Here is a 23,846-nt window from a genome sequence, read left to right as displayed (position 1 = left end):
CAATCGTGCCGATGTTGACGTGCGGCTTATTACGCTCAAACTTTTCCTTTGCCATTCCTCAGGCGCCCTTTTGCGTTTTGGGGGACCCTTGGTCCCGTGGTTACATCTGCGCGCGCGAGATATTTGGTTCAAAGGGGAAAATCAAGCACATCCTGCGTGAAAAGCCGGTTAAGACGCCGGATTTTGCGTAACCGTCCCGGAGCCGAGCGGTTGAATCAGATCAGGCCGCCGATCAAACCAACCATTGTCCTTGTGTTCTTCGGCTAACCACTCCTCGACCCGGTCGGCAACTTTCAGGGCTAGCCCACTCATCTGCTCTTCTTTTGTCCGCTCGTGGCCGGATCCCTTGAGAGCGCTGCCGCCGGTCGTATCCTCAAGAACCTGAAACTGCTTGCCTTTGACCAGGAACTCTTCGTTGCGTACATCGTAGACGTTGACCAAAACAATCGCGGTGCTCTTGGGGTTATAGATCACTGGAATACCCGGAGGTGCCAGCATGTACCCTTCCAGGCTGATGCCGATGTCATATTCCTGAGCACCCTCGTAACGGCCAAGTCGGATATCCACTGCGTTCTGGATGGCCTTGGTCCATTCGTCAGGCGTGGCATCCCGCGAAACTGGTCCCTGCACGGCCTTGTCAGCGAATGCATAGTTGACCCGCAACTTGAATTCGCCCAGGGATTCAGGTTCTTCATATACCTGTGTCTGAGTGCAGGCGGCCATCAGGGCCAGTCCGGTGATCAGGGTCAGAATGCGCAACATATGTCTCGTCTCGATAGGCCTGTTTTTCTTTGATCTAACGCACCAATACGGCCTGTGCCAAGCCGTATCAGCAGAAATCTACCCGCGGGCCCTGCAAGATCACGAGAATTTATAGTCACGCGGAAAGCCATAGGGCGGCTTTTTCCCGACACTGGCGCGTTTGGCGAGCCATTGCGACAAGTCAGACTCGTGCCGGGTTTTGTCGCCACCCATAGACCATTTCAAGCCCTCGTCCCACTTGAAGGTGGTCACATCTGACAGCCCACCATCCAATTCCAGCGTGCCCTGACGACCACGCGCCATATTGTATTTCTGCAGACGGACGCCCTTGCCGCGAGTCATCTCGGGCAGTTCGGACATGGGGAATACCAGGAACTTGCCGTTCTGAGACACCACCGCCACGTGATCGCCCTCAACAGGTTTACAGATCACCGCCGTCTCATCGCCTTTGACGTTCAGCACCTGTTTACCGTTGCGGGTCTGAGCCAGCACGTCATCCTCGGGCACCATGAATCCGTTGCCTGCATCCGAGGCCACCAGCAGCTTACGCCCCGGTTTGTGGATCAGGATATCGACGATCTGCGCCTCGTTCGGCAGATCGACCATCAGGCGCAGCGGCTCGCCCATTCCCCGCCCACCGGGCAGGTTGGCGGCGCTGATCGTGTAGAAACGTCCATTCGACGCAAACACCAACAGGCGATCGGTTGTCTCGGCATGGAAGATGAAACGTGGCCCGTCACCGTCCTTGAACTTCAACTCGCGCTTCAGGTCGATATGACCGGTCATGGCGCGAATCCAACCCATCTGAGAGCAGACGACCGTGATCGGTTCCTTGTCGATCATCGCCTCAAGCGGGACTTCTTCAACCTGCCCCGCCTCGGCGAACTGAGTGCGGCGCGCGCCACCTTCGTAGTCTTTGCCAAAGGTCTTCTTGGTCTCTTTCAACTGTTCGGCGATCTTGGCCCATTGCAGGCCATCATCCGCCAGGAGGTCCTCGAGGTTGGCGCGCTCTTCCATCAGCGCGTCGCGCTCGCGGACCAGTTCCATCTCTTCCAGACGACGCAAGCTGCGCAGGCGCATGTTGAGAATGGCGTCGACCTGAACCTCGGACAGCTCGCCCTCGCCCGGTTTGGGCGATACATAATCAGCCTCGCTGGTGGCGCGGACGTGGTCGATGCCCCAATCTTCGCGCATCAGCGCGGCCTTGGGATCGTCGTCATAGCGGATGATGTCGATCACACGGTCGAGGTTCAGGAAGGCGACGATAAAGCCCTCCAACACCTCCAACCGGTGGTCGATCTTCGCCATGCGGTGGCGCGAGCGACGCAGCAGAACCTCTTGCCGATGATCGAGGAAGGCGCGCAGCACCTCCTTCATCGAACAGACCTTGGGCGTCACCCCGTCGATCAGCACGTTCATGTTCAGACTGAACCGCACCTCAAGGTCCGAGTTGCGGTAGAGCATGCCCATCAGCACCTCGGGGTCCACGTTCTTGGAGCGCGGCTCAAGGATCAGGCGGATGTCGTCGGCGGATTCGTCGCGCACATCGGCGAGGATCGGAATCTTTTTGGTCTGGATCAGTTCCGCGATCTTTTCGATCAGTTTGGATTTCTGAACCTGGTAGGGGATCTCGGTGACGACGATCTGCCATTGGCCACGGCCCAGATCCTCGACCTCGAACTTGCAGCGCAGGCGGAACGAGCCGCGTCCGGTGCGATAGGCCTGCGCGATATTCTCGGGCGGCTCGACAATCACGCCGCCAGTGGGGAAGTCCGGGCCGGGCACATAGTTCAGCAGCGTGTCGTCGCGTGCATCGGGCGTCTTGATCAGATGCAGGCAGGCGTCGCACAGCTCGGCAATGTTATGCGGCGGGATATTTGTCGCCATTCCGACCGCGATACCGCTGGAGCCGTTGGCCAGTAGATTCGGGAACTGCGCGGGCAGCACGACAGGCTCAGTCAGCGTGCCGTCGTAGTTGTCACGAAAATCAACGGCGTCTTCGTTCAGACCCTCAAGCAGAGCCTCGGCGACGATGGTCATCCGCGCCTCGGTGTAGCGCGAGGCCGCCGGGTTGTCGCCGTCGATATTGCCGAAGTTCCCCTGCCCGTCGACCAGCGGGTAACGGACGTTGAAATCCTGCGCCAGACGCGCCATCGCATCATAGATCGCGGCATCGCCATGCGGGTGATAGTTGCCCATCACGTCGCCGGAAATCTTGGCCGACTTGCGGAACCCCCCCGTCGCGCTCAGCCGCAGTTCCCTCATCGCATAGAGGATTCGCCGGTGCACCGGCTTCAGCCCGTCCCGCGCATCGGGCAATGCGCGGTGCATGATGGTGGACAGCGCATAGGTCAGATAGCGTTCGCCAATCGCACGGCGCAGAGGTTCGGCTATCTCGCCCCCGTTTTCAGGGGCCTCCATGTTGGGGTCGTCGATCGTATCGTTCATATATGATGTGATACGCCGCAAGCGCGCCTTGGTAAAGCAAGCAACGCGTATTTTGCTGGGGACAAGTCGCGCTTTTTGCAACAGGGGGAGACAAGTCCCGGATTTCCCCCGGTTTTCGACTCGAACGGCAAATTATGGTAGGCTGTCTGCATTAATCTGCTGCCTATTTCTTGTTTCTTGCGATTACCGGGGGATGCGCCATGACGCGCCTTATTGTTATAACTTTCGCAGCACTCGGCTGGTGCTTTTACATAATGAGCGGCGGGCCGGATTTTGAACCGCGCGGCCTGCGTTCCGATCAACCTGCACGCGTTGCCGCAGTTCAAATACCGTCATCCATCGTACCCGCCCGGGCCGAAGAACTTGTGACCAACGTCGCGGTGCGAACGCCGCCTGCACGTATTCAGCCGGAATCCGCAGTCGAAGAAGTCGTTGAAATCGTCGCCGATACTGCCAGCCTTGCGACATTCTCAAGCCTTTCGGTTTTCGAAGATCAGGGGGCCAACATCACGCTCGCTTCGCTGGAGGACGGTGTGGCCGGGCTGCGGCAGATCACCGAAGATGTTCAGGATGAGGCGGTGGAAGCCCCGGCAATACCCGAACCGGAAAAAGACATCCGTGAAATCTCGGGGACCCGTGTCAACATGCGCGATGGTCCGGGCACGATCTATCCTATCATCGGCAAGGCGACCATAGGTCAGAAGGTCGAAGTGCTGAGCGAATCCGGTACCGGTTGGTTGCGCCTGCGCATGTTGCCGCAGCAACAGGTCGGCTGGATTTCGGCGTCACTGGTTCGAAAAATTCCGAACTGACGTCGAAGTGTCATTGTCCTGACCCGAACCTCGCCATAGCTTTAGCGCAGGTTCAGCTTCAGGAAGATCATGCAGAAAACCATTCTTATCACCGGCTGCTCATCCGGCATTGGCCTGGACGCCGCCCATGGCATGCGCGGGCGTGGCTGGCGGGTCTTTGCGTCCTGTCGCCAGCAGCGTGATTGCGACCGGCTACGGGCGCAGGGCTTTGAAAGTCCGCTCATTGACTATACCGACGACGACAGCATCACCGCTGGTTTGGCCGAGGTTCTTGCGGCCACGGGCGGCACACTGGACGCGTTGTTCAATAACGGCGCGCACGGCCTGCCCGGTGCAGTTGAAGATTTGCCGACCGTTGGCCTGCGCCAGATTTTCGAATCCAATTTTTTTGGCTGGCATGAACTGACCCGGCAGGTGATTCCGGTCATGCGGGCGCAGGGCCACGGGCGAATCGTCCAGAACTCATCCGTGCTGGGGCTGGTCGCTTTTCCGTGGCGCGGAGCCTATGTGGCCACAAAATACGCGGTCGAAGGATTGACGGACACGTTGCGCCTTGAACTCAGCGACACCGATATCCGGGTCATTCTGATCGAGCCTGGACCTATCACATCAAAAATCCGCGAAAATTCGATCCCCTTTTTCGAACGTTTCATCAACTGGCAGAACTCGGCCTTGCGCGCGAAGTATGAAGAAACCTTGTTGAAAAGACTGTACGAATCCTCTGGCCCGGATCGGTTCGAACTTCCAGCATCTGCCGTGACGGAAAAGCTGGCCCTTGCGGTCGAATCAAAGCGACCACGCGCCCGGTACTACGTCACAACACCTACCTATATTGCCGGATACCTGCGCCGCATACTGCCAACCCGCACCATCGACCGCATCCTGTCGGACGTCTGAGGCGAAATTACCCGTTCGCTTTTCAGACCCGTGAGGCTAGATGGTAGGCTAGGACAACAAGAAAAGCGGACGGTGTACTCATGGACCTTTTGATGGTCGTTTTGCTGTTGGCCATGGCGGCGGTTGTCGTCGTGCTGGCGATAGGCATCTCCAATTTCGGCAAGAGCGGCAGGAATGCCGCCCTGAAAAGCAACAAGATGATGCAGCTGCGCATCCTGTTCCAATTCATTGCTGTGGTGCTGATCGTGCTTTACGTCTGGCTGCGCGGACAAGGAGCTCAATAGATGGTCGTTCTGAACAAGATCTACACGCGCACCGGTGATGACGGCAAAACCGCACTGGGTAACGGCGAACGCGTTGCCAAATATTCCGGCCGTGTGGCAGCATATGGCACAGTTGACGAACTGAACTCATTTGTAGGTGTCGCCCGCACCGAAGCCGAAGGTGACGTCGAGGCCGCCCTGGCCCGCATTCAGAACGACCTTTTCGATCTGGGCGCGGACTTCTGCCGCCCTGACATGGAAAAAGACGCCGAGGCCGATTACACTCCGCTGCGCATCGTTCCCGCCCAGATCGACCGGCTTGAAGCCGAGATCGATGCCATGAACGAAACACTGGAACCGTTACGCAGCTTCATCCTGCCTGGCGGCACGCGACTGGCCGCTCATCTGCATGTCTGCCGGACCGTTTCGCGCCGGGCCGAACGACTTGCTGTCGAACTCACCAATATGGAACCCGTGAACGAAGTAGCGGTGAAATATCTCAACCGGCTGAGCGACTGGTTCTTTGTGGCCGCCCGTCGCGCCAACGAAAACGGCACCGCTGACGTGTTGTGGGTTCCGGGCGCGAACCGCTGAAGGCGTTGCTGCGCCCCGGTAAAGCTGCGGTGATTTAAATGGTTTTCCTGTTGAAACCGTAATCTGGCTGGCAGGGTCACGCCAGACGCGGCCCGGTTTCGCCAGGAAATTTCAGAACCAAAAACACCGTTTGCAGCCCATTGGCCGTGTAACTTTGTTGCGCCCCTTCGCCGCAAAAAACACAAAACGCGACGTCTCAAGCCCAAGACGTGACGATTTTGCTCTGTTGTCGCGCGAATTGAGACGCTATTCAGACCCTCGAGAGCATTGGTGGAGTCGCTACGCGGCTTACCGTTATTGTAAGGAGCAAGCGCATAATGAAGGTCCTGGTGCCTGTCAAACGCGTGATTGACTATAACGTGAAGGTTCGCGTCAAAGCGGACGGGAGCGGAGTTGATCTCGCCAATGTCAAAATGTCGATGAACCCGTTCGACGAGATTGCGGTGGAAGAGGCGATCCGACTGAAAGAGGCCGGTAAAGCGACAGAGGTTGTTGCCGTATCGATCGGTGTCAAGCAGTCGCAGGAAACGTTGCGCACTGCGCTGGCCATGGGTGCCGACCGGGCAATTCTGGTGGTCGCCGCTGATGACGTGCACACCGATATTGAACCGCTGGCGGTTGCCAAGATCCTGGCCAAGGTGGTCGAGGAAGAGCAGCCGGGCATCGTACTGGCGGGCAAGCAGGCGATCGACAACGACATGAACGCCACCGGTCAGATGCTGTCGGCCCTGCTGGGTTGGTCGCAAGGCACCTTCGCGTCCGAACTGGACATCGAAGGCGACAGCGCCAAGATCACCCGCGAGGTGGATGGCGGCCTGCAAACCATCAGCGTCAAGATGCCCACCATCGTCACCGTCGACCTGCGCCTGAACGAGCCGCGTTATGCATCGCTGCCCAACATCATGAAGGCGAAGAAAAAGCCGCTGGATGAGAAGACCGCCGCCGATTACGGCGTCGACGTCACCCCGCGTCTGGAAGTCGTCAAAACCGAAGAGCCGCCGGCACGCGCCGCAGGCATCATCGTGGGCTCGGTCGACGAACTGGTTTCGAAACTCAAAGAAGCGGGGGCTGTGTAATGGCTGTTCTTCTTCTCGCCGAAGTCAACAATGGTGAGCTGTCGCTGGACGCCACCGCCAAAGCCGTCAACGCCGCCAAGGCACTGGGTGACATCACCATTCTGGCCGCGGGTGGTTCTGCCGCTGCTGCCGGTGAAGCCGCCGCCAAGATCGACGGCGTGTCCAAGGTTCTGGTCGCCGAGGACGCCTCGCTGGGTCACCGCCTGGCGGAATCGACCGCGGCGCTGATCGTGGGGCTGGCTGAGGGCTACGAGCACATCGTTGCCCCTGCGACCACCGACGCCAAGAACGTGATGCCGCGCGTTGCGGCGCTGCTGGACGTGATGGTGATCTCGGATGCCTCCGGCGTGGTCGACGGCTCGACCTTCGAGCGTCCGATCTACGCGGGCAACGCTATTCAAACCGTGAAATCGAACGACGCCAAGAAGGTTGTCACCCTGCGGACCGCCAGCTTTGACGCGGCGGGCGAAGGCGGCTCGGCCCCGGTCGAGACCATCTCGGTCGGCGACAACCCGAGTCTGTCGTCGTGGGTCGAGGACAAGGTGGCCGAGAGTGACCGTCCGGAACTGACCTCGGCGGGCGTGGTTGTCTCGGGCGGCCGCGGTGTCGGCTCGGAAGAAGACTTCAAACTGATCGAGGGTCTGGCCGACAAGCTGGGCGCGGCTGTTGGTGCCTCGCGCGCCGCCGTTGACTCGGGCTATGCGCCGAACGACTGGCAGGTGGGCCAGACCGGTAAAGTCGTCGCCCCAGACCTGTACGTCGCCGTCGGCATCTCGGGTGCGATCCAGCACCTGGCGGGTATGAAGGACTCGAAAGTCATCGTGGCGATCAACAAGGACGAAGAAGCACCGATCTTCCAGGTTGCGGATTTCGGTCTGGTTGCGGACTTGTTCAACGCAGTGCCGGAACTGACCGAGAAACTGGGCTGATCGTAAGATCATGATTTTTTGACGTAAATTGAAAAGGCCCGCCATTCGGCGGGCCTTTTTCAGGTCAGATCACGAATGGCAGGTAAAAGCGCATCCGCAATCGCCCTGTGCGCCGCAGGACCAATCATGTGCTCCGCCATCGGTTGTTGAAGTGTTCCGAATAACATGTCTTCCAGCTCATCGGACTGCCCGGAAACATGGGCTGAAACCTCAACACTACCTGCACTGAGGGGACGTATGGCTTCGAACATTTTATCCGTGACCGTGAATGCGGCTGCTTCACTCTGTTTCCCACCGTCTGTCTGCCGCAGGATTTGGAGGCATAATAGAATGACCGGTGTTTCAACCTTGCGCAACAAACCACTGATCTGCCTAACCCAGTTTCTACGCAGTTCTTCGACCACTACTTCGACACGTGCGTCCGAGTGCTCCTGAAGGCGCGCCATCAAGTGGCACACGAAATGGACATCCGTGAAGTCGACCTCAGGGTAGAGGTCAATCAGAGCCTCAGTCGGAGCCAAAACCCTGTCGTTGCGCCGAGAATGAACGCGATAAAAGTGATTCGACTGACCCAGAAGGCTTGGTGCCTGCAGGATGCACAGTTCGGACCCGTTCAGCAGATCGAACAGCCCCTTGTCGCTGCATAACGCATCAACACCGCAAAACAAGCTGCCCAGGTTCAGGCAGCGCCGATCCAGCTTCTCTTCGAGAATCGCCGCGAAAGGTCTGTCCACAAATCGTCCAAAAGTTTCATCCCCGCCGGTACAAACCATATATGACGTGTCCAGCGACCGCTCTGGCCCTCGAAACCAGAGACGCGATCCACCGTATTGGCAAACGGCATGCTCGGCCTGCCCCGAGCCTGTTTGATGATAGCTCATAACACTCACCCATTTTTCACCCGATTGCCATCTTGCAGCCGCAGGCCTTGAGAAAATCCTAATGTGCGCATTTGAAGCAAATTCTAACGGTCGGATCCCCTTGCCGCCTGCATCAATCTGTCGATACTGTCGCCGTATCCTGTGGCACAGAGGCATCAGAACATGGACGTAAAATCAATCGGAGTGATTGGCGCAGGCCAGATGGGCAATGGTATCGCCCACGTCTTGGCCTTGGCGGAGTATGACGTTTTGCTAAACGATGTGAACCAGGACGCATTGAACAGCGCCATGGCGACGATCGAAGGCAATATGACTCGTCAGGCGTCGCGCGGGAAAATTACCGATGAGGAGATGCAGGTCGCGTTGAAGCGGATCACAACGACGCTTGAGTTGCCGGAACTGGGGCAAACGGATTTGGTGATCGAGGCCGCCACAGAACGCGAAGCGATCAAACAGGCGATTTTCGAAGACCTGCAGCCGCATTTGCAACCCCATACGATCCTGACCTCTAATACCTCATCCATCTCGATCACACGGTTGGCCAGCCGCACGGACCGGCCAGAGCGCTTTATGGGCTTTCACTTCATGAACCCTGTTCCGGTGATGCAGCTGGTAGAACTGATCCGAGGCATCGCCACGGACGAAGAAACCTTCAAAACCTGTAAAGCCGTGGTCGATCGCCTGGGCAAAACCGCCGCCAGCGCAGAGGATTTCCCCGCCTTTATCGTAAACCGCATCCTGATGCCGATGATCAACGAGGCGGTCTACACCCTGTACGAAGGCGTGGGCAGTGTGCAGTCCATCGATCAGTCAATGAAGCTGGGTGCGAACCATCCGATGGGGCCATTGGAGCTGGCAGATTTCATCGGATTGGACACGTGTCTGGCGATCATGAACGTGTTGCACGAAGGATTGGCGGACACGAAATACCGCCCCTGCCCCCTGCTGACCAAATATGTCGAAGCCGGGTGGCTGGGCCGCAAGACCGAGCGCGGGTTTTATGATTATCGCGGCGAAGTTCCAGTTCCTACGCGGTAGCTTAGGAAAAAGAGCCTGGATGAAGACGCCGATCAGGGTTTAAGCGAATGGCCCAATGCCATCGTGTGCTTTCTGAGCCAGGCCATGAACCCCCGAGGGTCGCGTTCAAGCAATTGCATGTCCTCGTCCGAAATAGGCTCACCGATCACAGGTGACTGCGGTTTGTTGCACGAACGGACGATCTCGTGCAGCAGCAGACCCTGCCGCAGGATCGCAGACAATTTGTTGGCAATCTGATACGCGCGCGAGTTTCTGCCCGGAAAGAAAATCGGCACAACGCGGGCACCCGAGCGTCGGATCATCTTCGCTGTGAACACATTCCATTCGCGTTCCAGTGCCGGGCCGAACCAATCGTCCGAGGACATGACGACGCCCGATGGGAACAAGGCTACGACACCGCCGGCCTTGAGATGGTCCATTGCTTTGCCGCGCATCTCCAGCATTTTGGTCTGGGCTTCTGGATCATGCGGGAACGGAACCGGAATCATGAAAGAAGTCGCGGCCTCGTCCAACCCTGTCAGAACCGAGCGGGTCAGGATCCGGTAATCGCTGCGCACTTGCCCGATCAGCTCAGCCAGAATCATGCCATCGACCATACCATGCGGATGGTTCGCCACGACAACCACGGGACCCTCTTTCGGGATGCGTGCGATCTGCTCCTGCGGCGTGGTCAGATCTATGCCCATCACTTCGAGAGCACCGCCCCAAAACCGTTGGCCGCGATAGTATTCGTTCTTTTTCTCGAACTTGTTGACCATGCGTAGAATAGTCAGCTTACCCGTACACCATTCGATGGCGCGAATAGCCGTAGATGTCCACACATCGTCGAACGAATTGGCGTATGTCAGGGTTCTACGATCGTAGATTTCGCCCTGATCCGCTGTCCCATCAACCACCGGGCCTGTCTTGGTCTCGTGCGTCGTTTCCGCCAATTCCTGGTCTTCCCGTTCTTCGTATCGCGACCGATTGAATCAGTACCCTTCCCCGAACTTGTCGTTCACCAGGGTTTCCAAAGCATCAGCCAACGCCTCAGCATCCGGTCCGGACGTCTCGACGTCAATAGTCGTTCCGCGAGAGGCTGCCAACATCAAAAGACCCATGATACTGTCCCCCGACGCAGAAAGTCCGTCTTTGGACACCTCTGCCTGTGCGTCAAAACCCTCGACCACCTCGACCAGCTTCGCCGAGGCACGGGCATGAAGACCTTTTTCGTTAACGATTTTCAAGCTCCGGATGGTCATTCTTAGTCAGTCCGATCTTCTTCCAACGTCACATTTCGCGCATTGATATACTTGCGTCCAGCCTCCATCGCCTGCCGAACCGCATCTCCAATCGGCAGGTGGCGAGATTTGGCCAGTTTTATAAGCATGGGTAGATTTGCGCCGTAAAGGATACGGCGGTCCTGCGGCGCGCAGGCACGCAGGCTCAGATTCGACGGGCTGCCGCCGAAAAGATCCGTTACAACGACGACACCGTCCCCGACATCTACATTGTCTGCAGCCGCGCAGATTTCAGCCTGTTTCGCGTCGCGATCATGGTCGGCCTCGATCGAGATCGCAGCCAGGCCAGGCTGCTTTCCGACCACATGCTGCATCGCGGCCAGATACTCCTGAGCCAGTCCCCCATGTGCAACGAGTACAATCCCGATCAATCCGGCCTCACATTCAACGATCGACGTTCTATTTCGCGGTGCCTAATTGCCACTTGCTGCCCCCCTTCTGCAAGGGCCTTTGCAACCGCCTCGGCCATGGCCACTGATCTGTGTTGCCCTCCTGTGCAGCCAAAGGCCACGGACAGGTGCGCTTTGCCTTCTGCCCGGAAGGCCGGCAGCAACAGGTTCAGCAGATCAACCACCCGGTCGAAAAACGGCGTGTAATTTCTATCCGACTGAACATAGGTCGCCACATCCGGGTTTCGACCATCTTCTGCCCGCAATTCCGGACGCCAGTAGGGGTTGACCAGAAACCGGCAGTCAAACACCATATCCAACCCGCGTGGAAGGCCACGCTTATACGAAAACGATTGGATAGACACGGCCAGATGCCTCTCTCCCTTGGGCGCAAACCAGCGCTCGACCTCCTCTCGCAACTGATGGACGTTCAGCGGGCTGGTGTCGATCAGCGTGTCGGCGATCTCACGTATCGGGGCCAACAGTTCCTTTTCCTGCCGCACGCCGGTTTCGGGACTGGCATCAGCCGCAACCGGGTGCCGCCTGCGGGTTTCCGAGAACCGTCTCAGCAGCATTTCGTCACTGCAATCGAGATAAAGCATTGTCAGATCGACCTGCTCCATGCGTCGCAACCTGACTGCCAGTTCAATAAAACCGTTTGTCGAGAAGTCGCGGTTGCGCGCGTCGATACCCAACGCCATTGGGCGATCGCTTTGCGGGCCTTCAAGCAAACGCATCAAAAGACCCATCGGCAGGTTGTCTATGGCTTCAAACCCCAGATCTTCGAGAACCCGGATCGCTGTGGAACGCCCTGCCCCCGAGGGGCCGGTCACCAGAACGATGCGTCGTTGCGTTGTCATGTGCTGGGCCATTCCGGGTCCACGCGTCCCATTTTCAGAAGTTGCATAAGGGCTGCCGCCAAATTGGGGACACCTGACGCCCGAAGCAAGGGAACAGTTTGCCTCAGCACCAGAGTCGTGATCGGATCCGGCAGACGCGCCTGTTCGGTCTGATCGAGGTCAACCACATAGTTGACCGGCACAGGCCCCGCAGGCTCTGCGCGCAAAAGTCCAATGCCGCGCGCCTCGATCAACCCACTGATATTCGGAGCGGCATCGGCAAGCGCCAATTTTTCAACCATGCGCAACGCCACTCTGTCGTCTGCAATCAAAACTGCCCCCAGCGCCATCATCTGCAAGGCCAGCGTTGACTTTCCTGTCCCTGATCGACCAACAATCAATGCCGAACGCCCGTCAACGCCCACACATGTGGCGTGGATAATGGCAGCGTCCTGATGTTGAATGTCTGAGAGCGTCTGACCACCCATGAGCTTAAACGGGCAGCCCCACTACAAAGCGCGCGCCCTGCGGGTCCGAAGTGATATCTGCCTCGGTCGGGCGGATATTCTCGGCCCAGATCACGCCGCCATGGGCCTCAACAATTTGTTTGGAAATCGCCAATCCAAGGCCGGAATTGTTTCCGAAATGCTCGGGCGGGCGTTCCGAATAGAACCGCGAGAACACCTTGGTCAAGGCCTGTTCCGGGATACCTGGGCCCGTATCCTCGACCACGACAAGAACACGGTTTTCCCGTCGCCGCACCCAAACACGAATTGCGTCACTTTCCTCGCAAAATGAAATTGCGTTGGTGATCAAGTTGACGAAGACCTGCGCCAGACGGGCCTCCAGCCCGTTTATGACAATCGGCTGGGGGGGCAGATCGGTGATGTAATCGATACCCTTGGCGCGGGCTTCTTCGCCAAGATACTGGCCCAAATTACCCAGCAGTTTCAACAGATCGAAGGGCTGCTCTTCTTCCTTGACCAATTCGGCGTCCAGGCGGGACGCGTTAGAGATATCGCTTACCAGACGATCCAGTCGGCGCACGTCATGCTCTATCACACCCAACAGTTTGTCGCGCTGATCCTCACGCTTGACCATCCGCAGAGTACCCACGGCAGATTGCAGGCTGGCCAAAGGGTTCTTGATCTCATGTGCAACGTCAGCGGCAAACTGTTCATTCGCGTCGATGCGGTTGTAAAGCGCGGTCACCATCCCTCGCAAAGCGCGGCTCAGACGTCCGATTTCATCCGGACGGGCACTGAGGTCGGGGATACGGATACGGCCCGGATTGACACCGGCGCCCCGATCCTTACCCATCTCAGCAGCGGCGGCCAGATCGGCCAGAGGGTTGGCTATGGTCGAAGCCAGCACAAGGCTCAGACCAATGGACACCAGCAAGGCGACCACAAACATTTGCAGGATACGCTCCTGCTCTTGCCGGGCCAGTGCGTCGATTTCACCGGCCGGGCCAGCCATTGCAACCGCGCCGACCGGTACTCCATCCTGCAGGATCGAAGCTGCCGCGACGATTACAGTCTGCCCCGCATCGTCTTTGACAGCCTGAACCTGCATCTGCCCCTGCAACGCATGCGGTATGATTTCCTGAACGCGCTGCGCGAGCGTCGGGGCTTCATCAGGGTCCGCACGCGTGAACACAGTAGACAGCCCGGTCCAAACAGCGTTCAGCGCATCACTGATCAAAGTGCTTCCGGTCTGAACCTCGGCTTCCGACCTAAACAGCGCGTGTATCTGCGAAGAGGTCGATGCCCCGCGCGTCCAGCCGATCAGCGTTCCACTTGAATCATAGACAAAAACCTCACCCCCGTCGGGAAGGCTGAGGCCCGCAAGCGTATCCCCGACGTCTGGCAGCCCATCATCCTGAGCCGACCCGGACGTGTCCTGGCGCAACTGGGTTTCAAACACGTTGCTGACCAGCTGCACGTTCCCAACCAAATTGCGCGCCGTCTGCTGGACCCGTTCCTTGCGGGAGTCGTCGAGATACAGCAACCCTGTGACCAGGATCACAAGAGCTATCAGGTTGAAAGTGATGATTTTTCGAGCAAGGGGTGAGCCGCGCAGCGAGAAAAGATTGCGGCGTCGGCGCGACGCCCGGAGCTCGGCCGACTCGGGATCCTGCGGGATGACCCAATCATCCCCCAGAACGACATCACCGTCCCGCAATTCGCTGGCTTGTTCTGTATCACGCACGAGACGCGGTCACCCCTTCAATGCGGTCACGCTTATTCTTCGTTATACCTGTATCCGATGCCGTACAGTGTTTCGATGGCAGAAAACTCAGGGTCTGCCGCGCGCATCTTCTTGCGCAGACGCTTGATGTGGCTGTCGATGGTGCGGTCGTCTACATAAACCTGATCATCATAAGCGACATCCATCAACTGATCCCGGCTTTTGACAAAGCCCGGACGCTGCGCCAGCGCCTGCAGCAACAGAAACTCGGTCACTGTCAGAGACACGTCCGTGCCCCTCCAACTGACCGCATGGCGCAGAGGGTCCATCCGCAGGTCGCCACGCTCCATCACTTTGGTGTCGCCGGTATTGGGGCTTGTTACATCGCCGGAAGTCGCCTCCTGACGGCGCAGCAACGCTCGGATACGCTCCACCAGCAAACGTTGAGAGAAAGGCTTTTTGACATAGTCGTCCGCGCCCATGCGCAGCCCCAGAACCTCGTCAATCTCATCGTCTTTCGACGTCAGAAAGATCACCGGCATCTGGGTTTTCTGCCGCAGCCTTTGCAACAGGTCCATTCCGTCCATGCGTGGCATCTTGATATCCAGCACGGCCATATCCGGCAATTTTTTGTTGAATGCATCCAGGGCAGCCTGCCCATCGTTGTAAGTTTCGACCTCGAATCCTTCGGCTTCGAGCGTCATGGACACAGACGTCAGAATGTTTCTGTCGTCATCCACCAGTGCAATCTTTGACATCGGGTTAACCCCTATTCCTGCTCACTCACGCAATATTTCGCTTTTTAGTAGGGCATTTTTGGCGTTTTTATGGCGGCGAATCAATCCGTATCTGCGAATCGTGCGATTGTTGTCACACAGCTGCGGCAAAAAAGCCGTTAATGGGCACGGAAAAGTGCCCTGTAATTCGGCAGAAAATCCTTGGTGGCGCTAAACTTGGACTTGGTTGCGCTAACTGCGCCAAACCGTCCTGTTCATGCCCTGAACGACCATGATAAGACCCGCCCAACCGCCGGTTATCCCCGGTATACTGCCCCAAGAGCGCACGTGGCTCCGACCGCCGCAGCGCCGTCACAGGAGAAGACACACATGACATCTGGACGGGTTAACCCGCAATTCCGCCTCGAAGATCAGGGCATCGAGGGTCTGGGAAATGTCTATTACAACTTCATGGAACCGGCGCTGATCGAAGAGGCACTCAAGCGGAACGAAGGCACGCTTGGCAATGGCGGCGCGTTTCTGGTGACAACCGGCAAGTTCACCGGTCGTTCGCCCAAGGACAAGCATGTTGTCAAAACAAAAAGTGTCGCAGACACGATCTGGTGGGAAAACAACGCCGAGATGAGCCCCGAAGGGTTCGACGCGCTCTATAACGATATGCTGGAGCATATGAAGGGCCGCGACTATTTCGTTCAGGATCTCGTCGGCGGGGCCGATCCGGCCTATGCCATCAATGTGCGCATGGTCACTGAACTGGCCTGGCACAACCTGTTCATCCGTCACCTGCTGCGCCGCCCGGATCGTGAGGACCTGGACGAGTTCACCGCAGACTTCACCATCATCAACTGCCCCAGCTTCCAGGCCGACCCGGCCAAGCATGGGTGCCGCAGCGAGACGGTGATCGCACTGAACTTTGACCGCAAGCTGATCCTGATCGGCGGCACCGAATATGCGGGTGAGAACAAGAAGTCCGTGTTCACCCTGCTGAACTACATGTTGCCCGAAAAAGGCGTGATGCCGATGCACTGCTCGGCCAACCACGCCGTTGGAAACCCGGTCGACACCGCGGTGTTCTTCGGTCTGTCCGGCACTGGCAAGACCACCCTGTCGGCTGACCCGTCGCGCACCCTGATCGGTGACGACGAACATGGCTGGTCGGATCGCGGCACCTTCAACTTCGAGGGCGGCTGCTATGCCAAGACCATCAATTTGAATGCCGAGGCCGAGCCCGAAATCTACGCGACCACCAGCAAGTTCGGCACCGTGATCGAGAACATGGTCTTCGATCCCGAGACCAAGGAACTGGATTTCGACGACGACTCGCTGACCGCGAACATGCGTTGCGCCTACCCGCTGGAATACATCTCGAACGCCTCCAGCAGCGCGCTGGGCGGGCATCCGAAAAACATCATCATGCTGACCTGCGATGCATTCGGCGTGCTGCCTCCGATCGCGCGACTGACCCCGGCGCAGGCGATGTATCACTTCCTGTCAGGCTTTACGTCCAAAGTTGCAGGGACCGAGCGCGGCGTTACCGAACCTCAGCCCACCTTCTCGACCTGCTTCGGCGCGCCGTTCATGCCGCGCCGCCCGGAAGAGTACGGCAACCTGCTACGCGACAAGATCGCCCAGCATGGCGCAACCTGCTGGTTGGTCAACACCGGCTGGACCGGTGGTGCCTATGGCGTTGGCAGCCGGATGCCGATCCGCGCCACCCGCGGGCTGCTGACCGCTGCGCTGGAAGGTTCTCTGCGCGATGCTGAATTCCGCAAGGACGCAAATTTCGGCTTTGACGTTCCAGTATCGGTGCCCGGCGTAGCCGAAGTTCTGCTGGACCCGCGCCGCACCTGGGACGATCAGGCTGCCTTCGACAAGCAGGCCGAGAAACTGGTGCAGATGTTTGCCGAAAACTTCGAGCAATACCTGCCCTTTATCGACGAAGACATCAAAGCCGTCGCAATCGGGTAATCAAATATGGAGGCGCTTTCGCCTCCATTTTCATTGGGATACCACTCCGCAACGTGATTGCCAAAAAGCTGCTAAATTCGCAGTTTTATTACAAATGCGTTGCTCGAAAAAGCGGTTTGGGGTATCTCAGCTTGACATTAACGTAAAAATGGCCCGGCGCCGAAACACCGGACCGTTAATAAAAAGGCTTTTGGGTGGCTCACGCAGACTCACACATCGACGATTTGAGCAACCTAATCAGATAACTAGTGTATTCCAAAGGGGATGGGTGTCAATATGAGACGTACTGAAAATCACTCAGATCGGTATGTCACGTTTCATCTCTGAACAGGGGTAACTGACACCAAAACGATGGGTAGAACATGACTGAAATTTCAAAACTGACCGAACTGCGCAAGCTGATGCAAAGCATGGAACGGACATTGGGTCTGGAACAGCTTTCTCCGGTTGAGCGCGACATTTATTACGCCGCCGAAGAATTGTCGAAGGCAGATCAGGAAGTCCGCACATTTGGTTTGATCGAACACACGCTTGTGCAAAGCGTCTCGCGCCCAACATTTTTTCGGGCGCTGAAGTCGTTGGTGCAAAAAGGGTATCTTTCGCAGAGCGGCAGTGCCAACCGGGGCCGGTATATCGTTCATGCCCCCAAGTGATGCCCCAGGCCTGCGCAGCGGTGGCTGATCATCGTGCGCAGATGGGCCTCTGACACGTTCTTTGCCTCATTGGCTTATGTGGTCGCATCGTTCCTCACGTTTGAGGTTCTGATGCCGCTGCAGAACGTTTTCTTTCCTGAATATCCAAGCCGGGCCAGCCTGTTGTTTCTGCCGCATGGCGTGCGCGTGCTATCAGCATGGCTACTTGGGTGGCGGGCTATCTTTGCGCTGCTACCAGGCGTCTTTCTTGTGTTCGCGTATCTGGGCGGCAGCGACGTCTTCCTGCCAAACCGTCTGCTGGCCATGACCATTGCAGTCACAACAGTTCCGGCGGTGTTTTACCTGAGTAAATGGGCGGGCTGGGACCTGTTTCCGCGACCAGATCGAAAACCCTGCTGGCTATGCGTCATGGGCGTAGGAATTGTCACCTCTTTTCTTGTTTCAGGGCTGACCAACATGGCCTTCGGCAGTGCGGGCGTGGAATATATCGCCTTTCTGATCGGCGATATCTCGGGCCTGTTTTTTCTGATGCTTGGGCTGTATTTCACACTTCGGATCGTGGACAATCGCAATTAACCCATCAGCCCTCGCCGCAGCAGGTTCAGCCCGGCAACCAGCAGAACCCACAGCGTCACCTTACGAAAAAGCGCCTGATCGATTCGGGGCTGCAGACGCAGCCCGCCCCACATCCCGGCCAGCGCGGGTGCGATCAGAACAGCAGAAAACGAAGCGGTTTCAGCCCGGAATATTCCCGACCCCAGATGGGCCAGCATCAGGGCCACCGCTCCCAGACCGTAGATCACGCCCTGCACGCGCATCTGAACGGCTTTCGGCGTGTTCAGCGCGGTCAGATAGGCGACGGTCGGCGGACCCCAGATACCAGACATCCCGCCGACAAAACCCGCAATCGCGCCCATGACCGCCTCGACGCGTACGGACGGAGAATTAAGGGTCAACTTTGCACCCAGTACCTGAATCAGCGCAAACACCGTAACCGGGAGACCGATCATCAATAGAAAGGTCGACTTGGGCACAAGGCTGACCACCTGAGCCCCCGCAAGCAAAAACATAAACCCGACGAGCAGAAATATGCGGAACTGCCTGACCGAAGACACAGCCGCTGGAACGCCTTCACGCAAGGCCTGAACACCGTTTGTTACCAGCGTGGGCAGAATCAGCCCTGCTAAAGCTAGGTTGGGCGGCAGGAAAATACTCAGACCTGACACCAGAACCATGGGCATGGCAAAACCGACCATACCCTTAACCCAGCCCGCCACAAAGGCGACGCCCAATGCCACCATCAACTCTTGCGGCGTCAGTATGGAAAACAATGCCATAGGCCCCTGATATCACCTCTTGCACGCGCTGCACCGCAAAATTGTCAAAGCAATTTTTGAACTTTTTCGCCGCATAATACGTATTTTTGTTGCGCTGCACGTGCAGCATGGTATGACCAGACGACCTTAGGAGAGACCGGAATTATGGCCCACGACGGACAGGATATGACCCAGATGACAACATCCGCGATTTTGCCCGACCTTCTGACACTGACCCGTGCGGCCGTACCCGCTGTCGAAGCAGTGTTTGAGCGTGCCCGCGAGTCGGTCCGTGGCATGGTCACCGCAGAGGGCCGGGTGTCCGGCGCATTGATCGAGGCGAACCAGACAGCGGCCCATGGCCTGTCCTGGCTGGCCACCTATCACCAGTCGCTGACGCAAATGCAACGCTGGGCCGAGGCGCTGGATGCGGACGGCAAGTTCGGTGAGGTTGAGCAGCTACTGCACCAGATCGCCTTTGGCGAATACCTGCATCAGGTCGCAGGCGGCATCCCCATGAATCAGGGTGAGGTCGTGCGCCTGCAGGATATGGGCCTGGGCTGGGACGCGCTCTCAGGCTTTCAAATCCCGGAGATACAGACCCTGATGGCGCAAGCCAACTCACAGGCCGCGCGCAGCCGTCTGGTCGAGCTGATGGAGGATCAGGCTGGTGCCACCATGTTTGGCGCCTCAGGTCTGGACGAAGAGCTTGAAATGATCCGCGACCAATTCCGCCGCTACGCGCAGGAAAAGGTCGAGCCTAACGCCCATGAGTGGCACCTGAAAGATGAGCTGATCCCGATGGAAATCATCGAGGAACTGGCCGAAATGGGTGTCTTCGGCCTTACCATCCCCGAGGAATTTGGCGGGTTCGGCCTCTCCAAAGCTTCGATGTGTGTGGTGTCCGAGGAATTGTCGCGCGGCTACATCGGTGTGGGCTCACTGGGCACCCGATCCGAAATCGCGGCCGAGCTGATCATCGCAGGTGGTACTGACGAGCAAAAAGCCAACTGGCTGCCGAAACTGGCCAGCGCCGAAATTCTGCCGACCGCCGTATTCACCGAGCCCAATACCGGGTCGGACCTTGGCAGCCTGCGCGCTCGCGCAGTGAAAGATGAGAACGGCGACTACCAGATCACCGGCAACAAGACATGGATCACCCACGCGGCCCGCACTCATGTGATGACATTGCTGGCACGAACCAATCCGGACACCACCGACCACCGTGGCCTGTCGATGTTCCTGGCGGAAAAAACGCCGGGTACGGACGAGAACCCCTTCCCCACCCACGGCATGACCGGTGGCGAGATCGAGGTTCTGGGCTATCGCGGCATGAAGGAATACGAGCTGGGCTTTGACGGGTTCAAGGTCAAGGGCGAGAACCTTCTTGGAGGAGAAGAAGGCAAAGGCTTCAAACAGCTCATGGAAACCTTTGAATCCGCCCGCATCCAGACTGCGGCCCGCGCCATCGGTGTGGCCCAAAGCGCCCTGGATATCGCCATGCAATATGCGCAGGAGCGGAAGCAATTCGGCAAGTCCCTGATCAGCTTCCCCCGGGTATCCGGAAAACTGGCGATGATGGCGGTCGAGATCATGATCGCGCGTCAGCTGACTTATTTCTCAGCCTGGGAAAAAGACCACGGCCAGCGCTGCGACCTTGAGGCCGGGATGGCCAAACTACTGGGCGCCCGTGTGGCCTGGGCCGCTGCCGACAACGGCTTGCAGATCCATGGCGGCAACGGCTTTGCTCTGGAGTACAAAATCAGCCGCGTCCTGTGCGACGCGCGCATTCTGAACATATTCGAAGGGGCTGCCGAAATTCAGGCACAGGTCATCGCGCGACGACTGCTTGGGTGACCAATTTCGGCAATCCTGTTTCCCCAACTGACCCGGCCTCTGTGCCGGGTCTTTTTCTTGGCCGGTCGATTTCGTACGCGCGGTAATCACCAGTTCGCGTGCGTTCCGGTCAGTCCTGATCCGCCGACACAGAAACTTCCCCCTTTGATTTCGCCTGTATCCCCGTTAGAGCATTTAACGATAACCAAAGCCCACACGAGCAGCCGGCACACACCAAATGACCCGATTGATATTTGCACTTTGGGCAACAATTGCAGCCTTCGTCCTCAGTGCCTGCGCGACTATGCAGCCAACCGGCAGCCAGAACGACATCGACGATCTGGCACAGGCTATCCAGAGCCTGAGCCCCCAAGTCGATCCGGCTGAGGCCCGGCAGGCCGCCACAATTTCCTATACCTATTCGCAGCAGCTGGCGCGGGAATGGGACGTCACCGGCCCGGCCATCGTCCACAACGCCAAGGTCGCCAACGGGTTTCGTGAACGGGGTCTTTGCAATGACTGGGCCCAGGCGATGACCACGCGCCTGCGGCAGGAAAACTTCCGAACGCTGGACCTGCATTGGGCCACCTCGCCTCCGACGGCATTCAGGATCATCCACCATTCGGCATTGATCAGTGCCAAGGGGGATTCGATGTATGACGGCATCATCCTTGATCCGTGGCGGAACAGCGGCGCGCTCTTCTGGGCGCCGGTGCGTGAGGACACCAAATACAACTGGCGGCCCCGTCTGGAAGTGCGCGAGGAATTACTGAGCGGCGAGAATCCCTACTGACCAGCAAGCCGCCCGTTTCATCGGCAACTGCAAAGGGTTAAGACACTGGTATGACGCGCCTGATCCTGACACTGCCCTTGGTGGCTCTGTTCCAATGCGACAAGGACGAATCCGTCGCCGCCTATGGCGCAGCGGATCAGACTTGGGCCTTGCAGGAGATTGATGGTCAACCCTATGTGGCCACCGCCCTGCTGCGCTTTCCCGAAGAGGGCAAGATCGAAGGCAACGCCCCCTGCAACAGCTACAGCGGCACCCTGAACGCACCCTATCCCTGGTTCGAAATACAGGACCTGACCGCCACCCGCGCGGCTTGTGCGGGGCTGGAGGCTGAAGGGTTTTATTTTGCCGCCCTCATGACCATGACCCAGTCCGAAGTGTCCGGCGGCGTGCTGATCCTGCGCAATGAGGACGGGCACGAAATGGTGTTCAAAGCCGTCGAGTAAACTGGTCCACAAACCGCGCCCGTGCCTCGGGCAAGGGATGATTGCCCAGCGAAGGGGCCAGATGATGTTCAAGGAAATAACCGGTGGTGTGCAAGCCCTTTGCGATCTCAGTATCCGGCGCAACCCCTTCACCGCGCAGACAGGGCGGCAGAGGCAAAAGCTTGTCCGCCCACTCCCCGGCCCCCTCGGCACTGACCGCACGACCGGTTTTGGGCGAGACAAAGACCAACCCCTCAGTCGCACCCGTCACCGCACAAGCGGACAGATCGAGGCCAAAGCCCAATTCCTCGAGAAGTGCCAGTTCCCAGCGCAGATAGGCCAGAGGCCAGATGTCATCCTGCCCAAGCAAGTCCATCAGTTGTTCAGTCTGTTTGTAAATGCTTGGATGTGGCTCCCGTTCCGGCAGGCAGAACGAGAGCAGAGCCACCACCGCATTCAGCCCGGCCAACGCCAACCGTCCTGAAAACGCCGCAGCTGCACGCGACCGCAACGGTTCAACCTGAAACGTCCCGATATGCTCTTCAAGCCGGGCACGCCAGAGCACATCCAACTGCGCACCGGGCTGCAGGATGGGCGCAACCTTGCGGCTGGCACCCCCTCGCACGACACCGGCATGGCGCCCGTGGCCTTCGGTGAAGACCTCGATGATAGCTGCCGTTTCACCGTGACGGCGAGAGGTCAGGAGTATGCCGTAATCGCGCCAGTCCATGGGTGCGCTTTCCACACAATTCAAACGATCTTAGCGGTTTCGGCACGTGTGGGTTGCATCGCAAATACCCGTGTGAATAACCTGCTGACGATCAAACTAGAGAACGAATACAGCCGTGGAAAGATTTAAGAAAATTTTTAGCTGGGTGTTGAAAGCCCTTGGATCGATTGTGCTTATATTTTTCCTCTTTATCGCGGGCATCCATTTTTTCAGCCGTCAGGAAAAGGCCCTGGCGAAAGAGTTTCTGCTGCTCGCAGGTGACAAAAATTACGAGGCTGCTTTCGAACTAACGTCTAACGATTTGAGGAAGATTTATCCCCTGCAAATGTTGAAATCACAATTCGAAACACTGCAGGCGTACACGGAGGTTTCCTTCAACACTGTCCATATCGGAAGTGGCAAAACGACCTTATTTGGCACGGCCACAACGGCGGGCAATTGCATCAGTTCAATCGCCTTCGTCGTAATAGATAACCATATCTCGACATTTCAGATAGACAATCCTTGTCTCGATGATCAGGTCGCTGCTTGATGAGAAACCGTATCCAGTCACAAACTAGCACGACGTGCTTAGGGTATAGGGGGCTTCAACCTCCTTCACTCCGGCAGATACCGCAAGATCGACAACTTGACAAAACGCCGTCAAAGCCCACTACTTAACATTATAGTTAAACAGGAGGCTTTGATGCGCGGAATCACCATCACCTACAGCTTTGACGGCGACGAGGCCGACTGGCAGACAACCACCGATGCCTTCATCGCGGCCATCGACGCCGATCCGAAGGCCGCCGGAAAATTCACCTATCAAGTCGCGGTCGCCGATGACGGGAAATCCCGGTTTCACTGGGGCCGGTGGGACAGCGCCGAAACACTGGCGCATGTACAGTCACAACCGTATTTTAAGGCCTTTGCGGCCAAAGTTCGGGAATTCGCGGACGGTGCGCCCAATGCCGTCGGGCATGACGTCAAAGCCAAAACGGGGGGATGGTAGGG

General features: G+C 57.8%; 28 protein-coding genes. 16 read left to right on the top strand and 12 right to left on the bottom strand.

Features of this window, described 5'->3' with window-relative positions; translation table 11 throughout:
• Positions 1-191 (top strand): hypothetical protein (locus tag GOX66_RS25635; RefSeq protein WP_214652680.1); only part of this gene is annotated, 191 nt, incomplete at its 5' end.
• Here the strand turns inward: GOX66_RS25635 and GOX66_RS17550 are convergent.
• Both GOX66_RS17550 and GOX66_RS17545 read right to left on the bottom strand, forming a co-directional pair.
• Positions 169-762, bottom strand: coding sequence for a hypothetical protein (locus GOX66_RS17550; protein WP_170764042.1), 594 nt, complete (start codon positions 760-762; stop codon positions 169-171). The two genes, GOX66_RS25635 and GOX66_RS17550, sit on opposite strands and share 23 nt — an antisense overlap.
• Before the next feature lie 99 nt (positions 763-861).
• Entirely contained in the window at positions 862-3,210 is a 2,349-nt protein-coding gene (locus tag GOX66_RS17545) for a DNA topoisomerase IV subunit A (RefSeq protein ID WP_170764041.1), read from the bottom strand.
• A gap of 200 nt (positions 3,211-3,410) precedes the next feature.
• On the opposite strand from GOX66_RS17545, the gene GOX66_RS17540 reads away from it, so the two are divergent.
• From GOX66_RS17540 to GOX66_RS17515, 6 genes are all read left to right on the top strand, one after another.
• The gene (locus tag GOX66_RS17540) at positions 3,411-4,022 is read left to right on the top strand and encodes an SH3 domain-containing protein (protein WP_237212657.1); all 612 of its coding nucleotides are present in this window, start codon (positions 3,411-3,413) and stop codon (positions 4,020-4,022) included.
• Between the two features lie 69 nt (positions 4,023-4,091).
• Positions 4,092-4,919: an SDR family NAD(P)-dependent oxidoreductase gene (locus tag GOX66_RS17535; RefSeq protein WP_170764040.1), complete on the top strand. Its 828-nt coding sequence runs from the start codon at positions 4,092-4,094 to the stop codon at positions 4,917-4,919.
• A gap of 80 nt (positions 4,920-4,999) precedes the next feature.
• On the top strand, positions 5,000-5,203 hold the full coding sequence (locus GOX66_RS17530) for a twin transmembrane helix small protein (protein ID WP_170764039.1): 204 nt from the start codon (positions 5,000-5,002) through the stop codon (positions 5,201-5,203).
• Positions 5,204-5,776 (top strand): cob(I)yrinic acid a,c-diamide adenosyltransferase, encoded by a 573-nt coding sequence (locus tag GOX66_RS17525; RefSeq protein WP_170764038.1) that lies wholly within the window; start codon positions 5,204-5,206, stop codon positions 5,774-5,776.
• Between the two features lie 317 nt (positions 5,777-6,093).
• Entirely contained in the window at positions 6,094-6,852 is a 759-nt protein-coding gene (locus GOX66_RS17520; RefSeq protein ID WP_170764037.1) for an electron transfer flavoprotein subunit beta/FixA family protein, read from the top strand.
• On the top strand, positions 6,852-7,781 hold the full coding sequence (locus GOX66_RS17515; RefSeq protein ID WP_170764036.1) for an electron transfer flavoprotein subunit alpha/FixB family protein: 930 nt from the start codon (positions 6,852-6,854) through the stop codon (positions 7,779-7,781). The genes GOX66_RS17520 and GOX66_RS17515 overlap by 1 nt, the downstream gene beginning before the upstream one ends.
• A gap of 59 nt (positions 7,782-7,840) precedes the next feature.
• Here GOX66_RS17515 and GOX66_RS17510 read toward each other — a convergent pair whose 3' ends face one another.
• Positions 7,841-8,662 carry a DUF6473 family protein gene (locus tag GOX66_RS17510; RefSeq protein ID WP_237212656.1) on the bottom strand — a complete coding sequence of 274 codons (822 nt, stop codon included), beginning with the start codon at positions 8,660-8,662 and terminating at the stop codon, positions 7,841-7,843.
• 162 nt (positions 8,663-8,824) lie between these two features.
• Between GOX66_RS17510 and GOX66_RS17505 the strand changes: the two genes are divergently transcribed.
• Entirely contained in the window at positions 8,825-9,700 is an 876-nt protein-coding gene (locus GOX66_RS17505; protein ID WP_170764035.1) for a 3-hydroxybutyryl-CoA dehydrogenase, read from the top strand.
• Between the two features lie 32 nt (positions 9,701-9,732).
• Here GOX66_RS17505 and GOX66_RS17500 read toward each other — a convergent pair whose 3' ends face one another.
• From GOX66_RS17500 to GOX66_RS17470, 7 genes are read right to left on the bottom strand one after another with little or no spacing between them, the layout of a single operon-like run.
• A complete protein-coding gene (locus tag GOX66_RS17500) occupies positions 9,733-10,632 on the bottom strand; it encodes a lysophospholipid acyltransferase family protein (RefSeq protein WP_170764034.1) in 900 nt (299 codons plus the stop codon).
• 39 nt (positions 10,633-10,671) lie between these two features.
• Positions 10,672-10,941: an HPr family phosphocarrier protein gene (locus GOX66_RS17495; protein WP_170764033.1), complete on the bottom strand. Its 270-nt coding sequence runs from the start codon at positions 10,939-10,941 to the stop codon at positions 10,672-10,674.
• 2 nt (positions 10,942-10,943) lie between these two features.
• Positions 10,944-11,351 (bottom strand): PTS sugar transporter subunit IIA, encoded by a 408-nt coding sequence (locus GOX66_RS17490; protein WP_170764032.1) that lies wholly within the window; start codon positions 11,349-11,351, stop codon positions 10,944-10,946.
• Positions 11,348-12,229, bottom strand: coding sequence for an RNase adapter RapZ (rapZ, locus tag GOX66_RS17485; protein ID WP_237212655.1), 882 nt, complete (start codon positions 12,227-12,229; stop codon positions 11,348-11,350). Before rapZ ends, GOX66_RS17490 begins: the two co-directional genes overlap by 4 nt.
• On the bottom strand, positions 12,226-12,696 hold the full coding sequence (locus GOX66_RS17480; protein WP_170764030.1) for an HPr kinase/phosphorylase: 471 nt from the start codon (positions 12,694-12,696) through the stop codon (positions 12,226-12,228). The genes rapZ and GOX66_RS17480 overlap by 4 nt, the downstream gene beginning before the upstream one ends.
• A gap of 4 nt (positions 12,697-12,700) precedes the next feature.
• On the bottom strand, positions 12,701-14,419 hold the full coding sequence (locus tag GOX66_RS17475; protein ID WP_170764029.1) for an ATP-binding protein: 1,719 nt from the start codon (positions 14,417-14,419) through the stop codon (positions 12,701-12,703).
• 32 nt (positions 14,420-14,451) lie between these two features.
• On the bottom strand, positions 14,452-15,156 hold the full coding sequence (locus tag GOX66_RS17470; protein WP_170764028.1) for a response regulator transcription factor: 705 nt from the start codon (positions 15,154-15,156) through the stop codon (positions 14,452-14,454).
• A gap of 348 nt (positions 15,157-15,504) precedes the next feature.
• On the opposite strand from GOX66_RS17470, the gene GOX66_RS17465 reads away from it, so the two are divergent.
• The 3 genes from GOX66_RS17465 (at position 15,505) to GOX66_RS17455 (ending at position 18,332) form a co-directional block, all read left to right on the top strand.
• Positions 15,505-17,103, top strand: coding sequence for a phosphoenolpyruvate carboxykinase (locus GOX66_RS17465; RefSeq protein ID WP_170764027.1), 1,599 nt, complete (start codon positions 15,505-15,507; stop codon positions 17,101-17,103).
• 362 nt (positions 17,104-17,465) lie between these two features.
• A complete protein-coding gene (locus GOX66_RS17460) occupies positions 17,466-17,756 on the top strand; it encodes a hypothetical protein (protein WP_170764026.1) in 291 nt (96 codons plus the stop codon).
• Positions 17,757-17,789: 33 nt separating this feature from the next.
• Complete coding sequence (locus GOX66_RS17455; protein WP_336509498.1) at positions 17,790-18,332, top strand: hypothetical protein; 543 nt, start codon at positions 17,790-17,792, stop codon at positions 18,330-18,332.
• Here GOX66_RS17455 and GOX66_RS17450 read toward each other — a convergent pair.
• On the bottom strand, positions 18,329-19,093 hold the full coding sequence (locus tag GOX66_RS17450; protein WP_170764025.1) for a sulfite exporter TauE/SafE family protein: 765 nt from the start codon (positions 19,091-19,093) through the stop codon (positions 18,329-18,331). The genes GOX66_RS17455 and GOX66_RS17450 overlap by 4 nt on opposite strands.
• 144 nt (positions 19,094-19,237) lie before the next feature.
• On the opposite strand from GOX66_RS17450, the gene GOX66_RS17445 reads away from it, so the two are divergent.
• The 3 genes from GOX66_RS17445 to GOX66_RS17435 all read left to right on the top strand — a co-directional run bounded on the left by GOX66_RS17445 (position 19,238) and on the right by GOX66_RS17435 (position 22,144).
• Positions 19,238-20,929 (top strand): acyl-CoA dehydrogenase family protein, encoded by a 1,692-nt coding sequence (locus tag GOX66_RS17445; protein WP_170764024.1) that lies wholly within the window; start codon positions 19,238-19,240, stop codon positions 20,927-20,929.
• 217 nt (positions 20,930-21,146) lie between these two features.
• Positions 21,147-21,701 carry a hypothetical protein gene (locus GOX66_RS17440; RefSeq protein ID WP_170764023.1) on the top strand — a complete coding sequence of 185 codons (555 nt, stop codon included), beginning with the start codon at positions 21,147-21,149 and terminating at the stop codon, positions 21,699-21,701.
• Between the two features lie 50 nt (positions 21,702-21,751).
• Entirely contained in the window at positions 21,752-22,144 is a 393-nt protein-coding gene (locus GOX66_RS17435) for an META domain-containing protein (RefSeq protein WP_170764022.1), read from the top strand.
• Here GOX66_RS17435 and recO read toward each other — a convergent pair.
• Positions 22,128-22,853, bottom strand: a complete 726-nt coding sequence (recO, locus tag GOX66_RS17430; protein ID WP_170764021.1) for a DNA repair protein RecO — start codon at positions 22,851-22,853, stop codon at positions 22,128-22,130. The genes GOX66_RS17435 and recO overlap by 17 nt on opposite strands.
• A gap of 115 nt (positions 22,854-22,968) precedes the next feature.
• Between recO and GOX66_RS17425 the strand changes: the two genes are divergently transcribed.
• Together GOX66_RS17425 and GOX66_RS17420 are read left to right on the top strand one after the other, a co-directional pair.
• Entirely contained in the window at positions 22,969-23,385 is a 417-nt protein-coding gene (locus tag GOX66_RS17425; protein WP_170764020.1) for a hypothetical protein, read from the top strand.
• 153 nt (positions 23,386-23,538) lie between these two features.
• Positions 23,539-23,844, top strand: coding sequence for a hypothetical protein (locus GOX66_RS17420; protein WP_170764019.1), 306 nt, complete (start codon positions 23,539-23,541; stop codon positions 23,842-23,844).
• The last annotated feature ends 2 nt before the right edge of the window (positions 23,845-23,846 follow it).

It is taken from the genome of Ruegeria lacuscaerulensis (assembly GCF_013031245.1).
Taxonomy (GTDB): domain Bacteria; phylum Pseudomonadota; class Alphaproteobacteria; order Rhodobacterales; family Rhodobacteraceae; genus Ruegeria; species Ruegeria lacuscaerulensis_C.
Note: the sequence above shows the minus strand (reverse complement) of the source record. Positions and strands in the feature narration are given on the sequence as shown.

Coding starts and splice junctions, on each gene's coding strand:
- GOX66_RS17470 (WP_170764028.1), bottom strand. CDS start 15,156: ATGTCAAAGATTGCACTGGTGGATGACGACAGAAACATTCTGACGTCT.
- GOX66_RS17550 (WP_170764042.1), bottom strand. CDS start 762: ATGTTGCGCATTCTGACCCTGATCACCGGACTGGCCCTGATGGCCGCC.
- GOX66_RS17440 (WP_170764023.1), top strand. CDS start 21,147: ATGACCCGATTGATATTTGCACTTTGGGCAACAATTGCAGCCTTCGTC.
- GOX66_RS17420 (WP_170764019.1), top strand. CDS start 23,539: ATGCGCGGAATCACCATCACCTACAGCTTTGACGGCGACGAGGCCGAC.
- GOX66_RS17460 (WP_170764026.1), top strand. CDS start 17,466: ATGACTGAAATTTCAAAACTGACCGAACTGCGCAAGCTGATGCAAAGC.
- GOX66_RS17520 (WP_170764037.1), top strand. CDS start 6,094: ATGAAGGTCCTGGTGCCTGTCAAACGCGTGATTGACTATAACGTGAAG.
- GOX66_RS17435 (WP_170764022.1), top strand. CDS start 21,752: ATGACGCGCCTGATCCTGACACTGCCCTTGGTGGCTCTGTTCCAATGC.
- GOX66_RS17445 (WP_170764024.1), top strand. CDS start 19,238: ATGGCCCACGACGGACAGGATATGACCCAGATGACAACATCCGCGATT.
- GOX66_RS17530 (WP_170764039.1), top strand. CDS start 5,000: ATGGACCTTTTGATGGTCGTTTTGCTGTTGGCCATGGCGGCGGTTGTC.
- GOX66_RS17510 (WP_237212656.1), bottom strand. CDS start 8,662: ATGAGCTATCATCAAACAGGCTCGGGGCAGGCCGAGCATGCCGTTTGC.
- GOX66_RS17480 (WP_170764030.1), bottom strand. CDS start 12,696: ATGGGTGGTCAGACGCTCTCAGACATTCAACATCAGGACGCTGCCATT.
- GOX66_RS17450 (WP_170764025.1), bottom strand. CDS start 19,093: ATGGCATTGTTTTCCATACTGACGCCGCAAGAGTTGATGGTGGCATTG.
- GOX66_RS17545 (WP_170764041.1), bottom strand. CDS start 3,210: ATGAACGATACGATCGACGACCCCAACATGGAGGCCCCTGAAAACGGG.
- rapZ (WP_237212655.1), bottom strand. CDS start 12,229: ATGACAACGCAACGACGCATCGTTCTGGTGACCGGCCCCTCGGGGGCA.
- GOX66_RS17535 (WP_170764040.1), top strand. CDS start 4,092: ATGCAGAAAACCATTCTTATCACCGGCTGCTCATCCGGCATTGGCCTG.
- GOX66_RS17505 (WP_170764035.1), top strand. CDS start 8,825: ATGGACGTAAAATCAATCGGAGTGATTGGCGCAGGCCAGATGGGCAAT.
- GOX66_RS17540 (WP_237212657.1), top strand. CDS start 3,411: ATGACGCGCCTTATTGTTATAACTTTCGCAGCACTCGGCTGGTGCTTT.
- GOX66_RS17465 (WP_170764027.1), top strand. CDS start 15,505: ATGACATCTGGACGGGTTAACCCGCAATTCCGCCTCGAAGATCAGGGC.
- recO (WP_170764021.1), bottom strand. CDS start 22,853: ATGGACTGGCGCGATTACGGCATACTCCTGACCTCTCGCCGTCACGGT.
- GOX66_RS17515 (WP_170764036.1), top strand. CDS start 6,852: ATGGCTGTTCTTCTTCTCGCCGAAGTCAACAATGGTGAGCTGTCGCTG.
- GOX66_RS17525 (WP_170764038.1), top strand. CDS start 5,204: ATGGTCGTTCTGAACAAGATCTACACGCGCACCGGTGATGACGGCAAA.
- GOX66_RS17495 (WP_170764033.1), bottom strand. CDS start 10,941: ATGACCATCCGGAGCTTGAAAATCGTTAACGAAAAAGGTCTTCATGCC.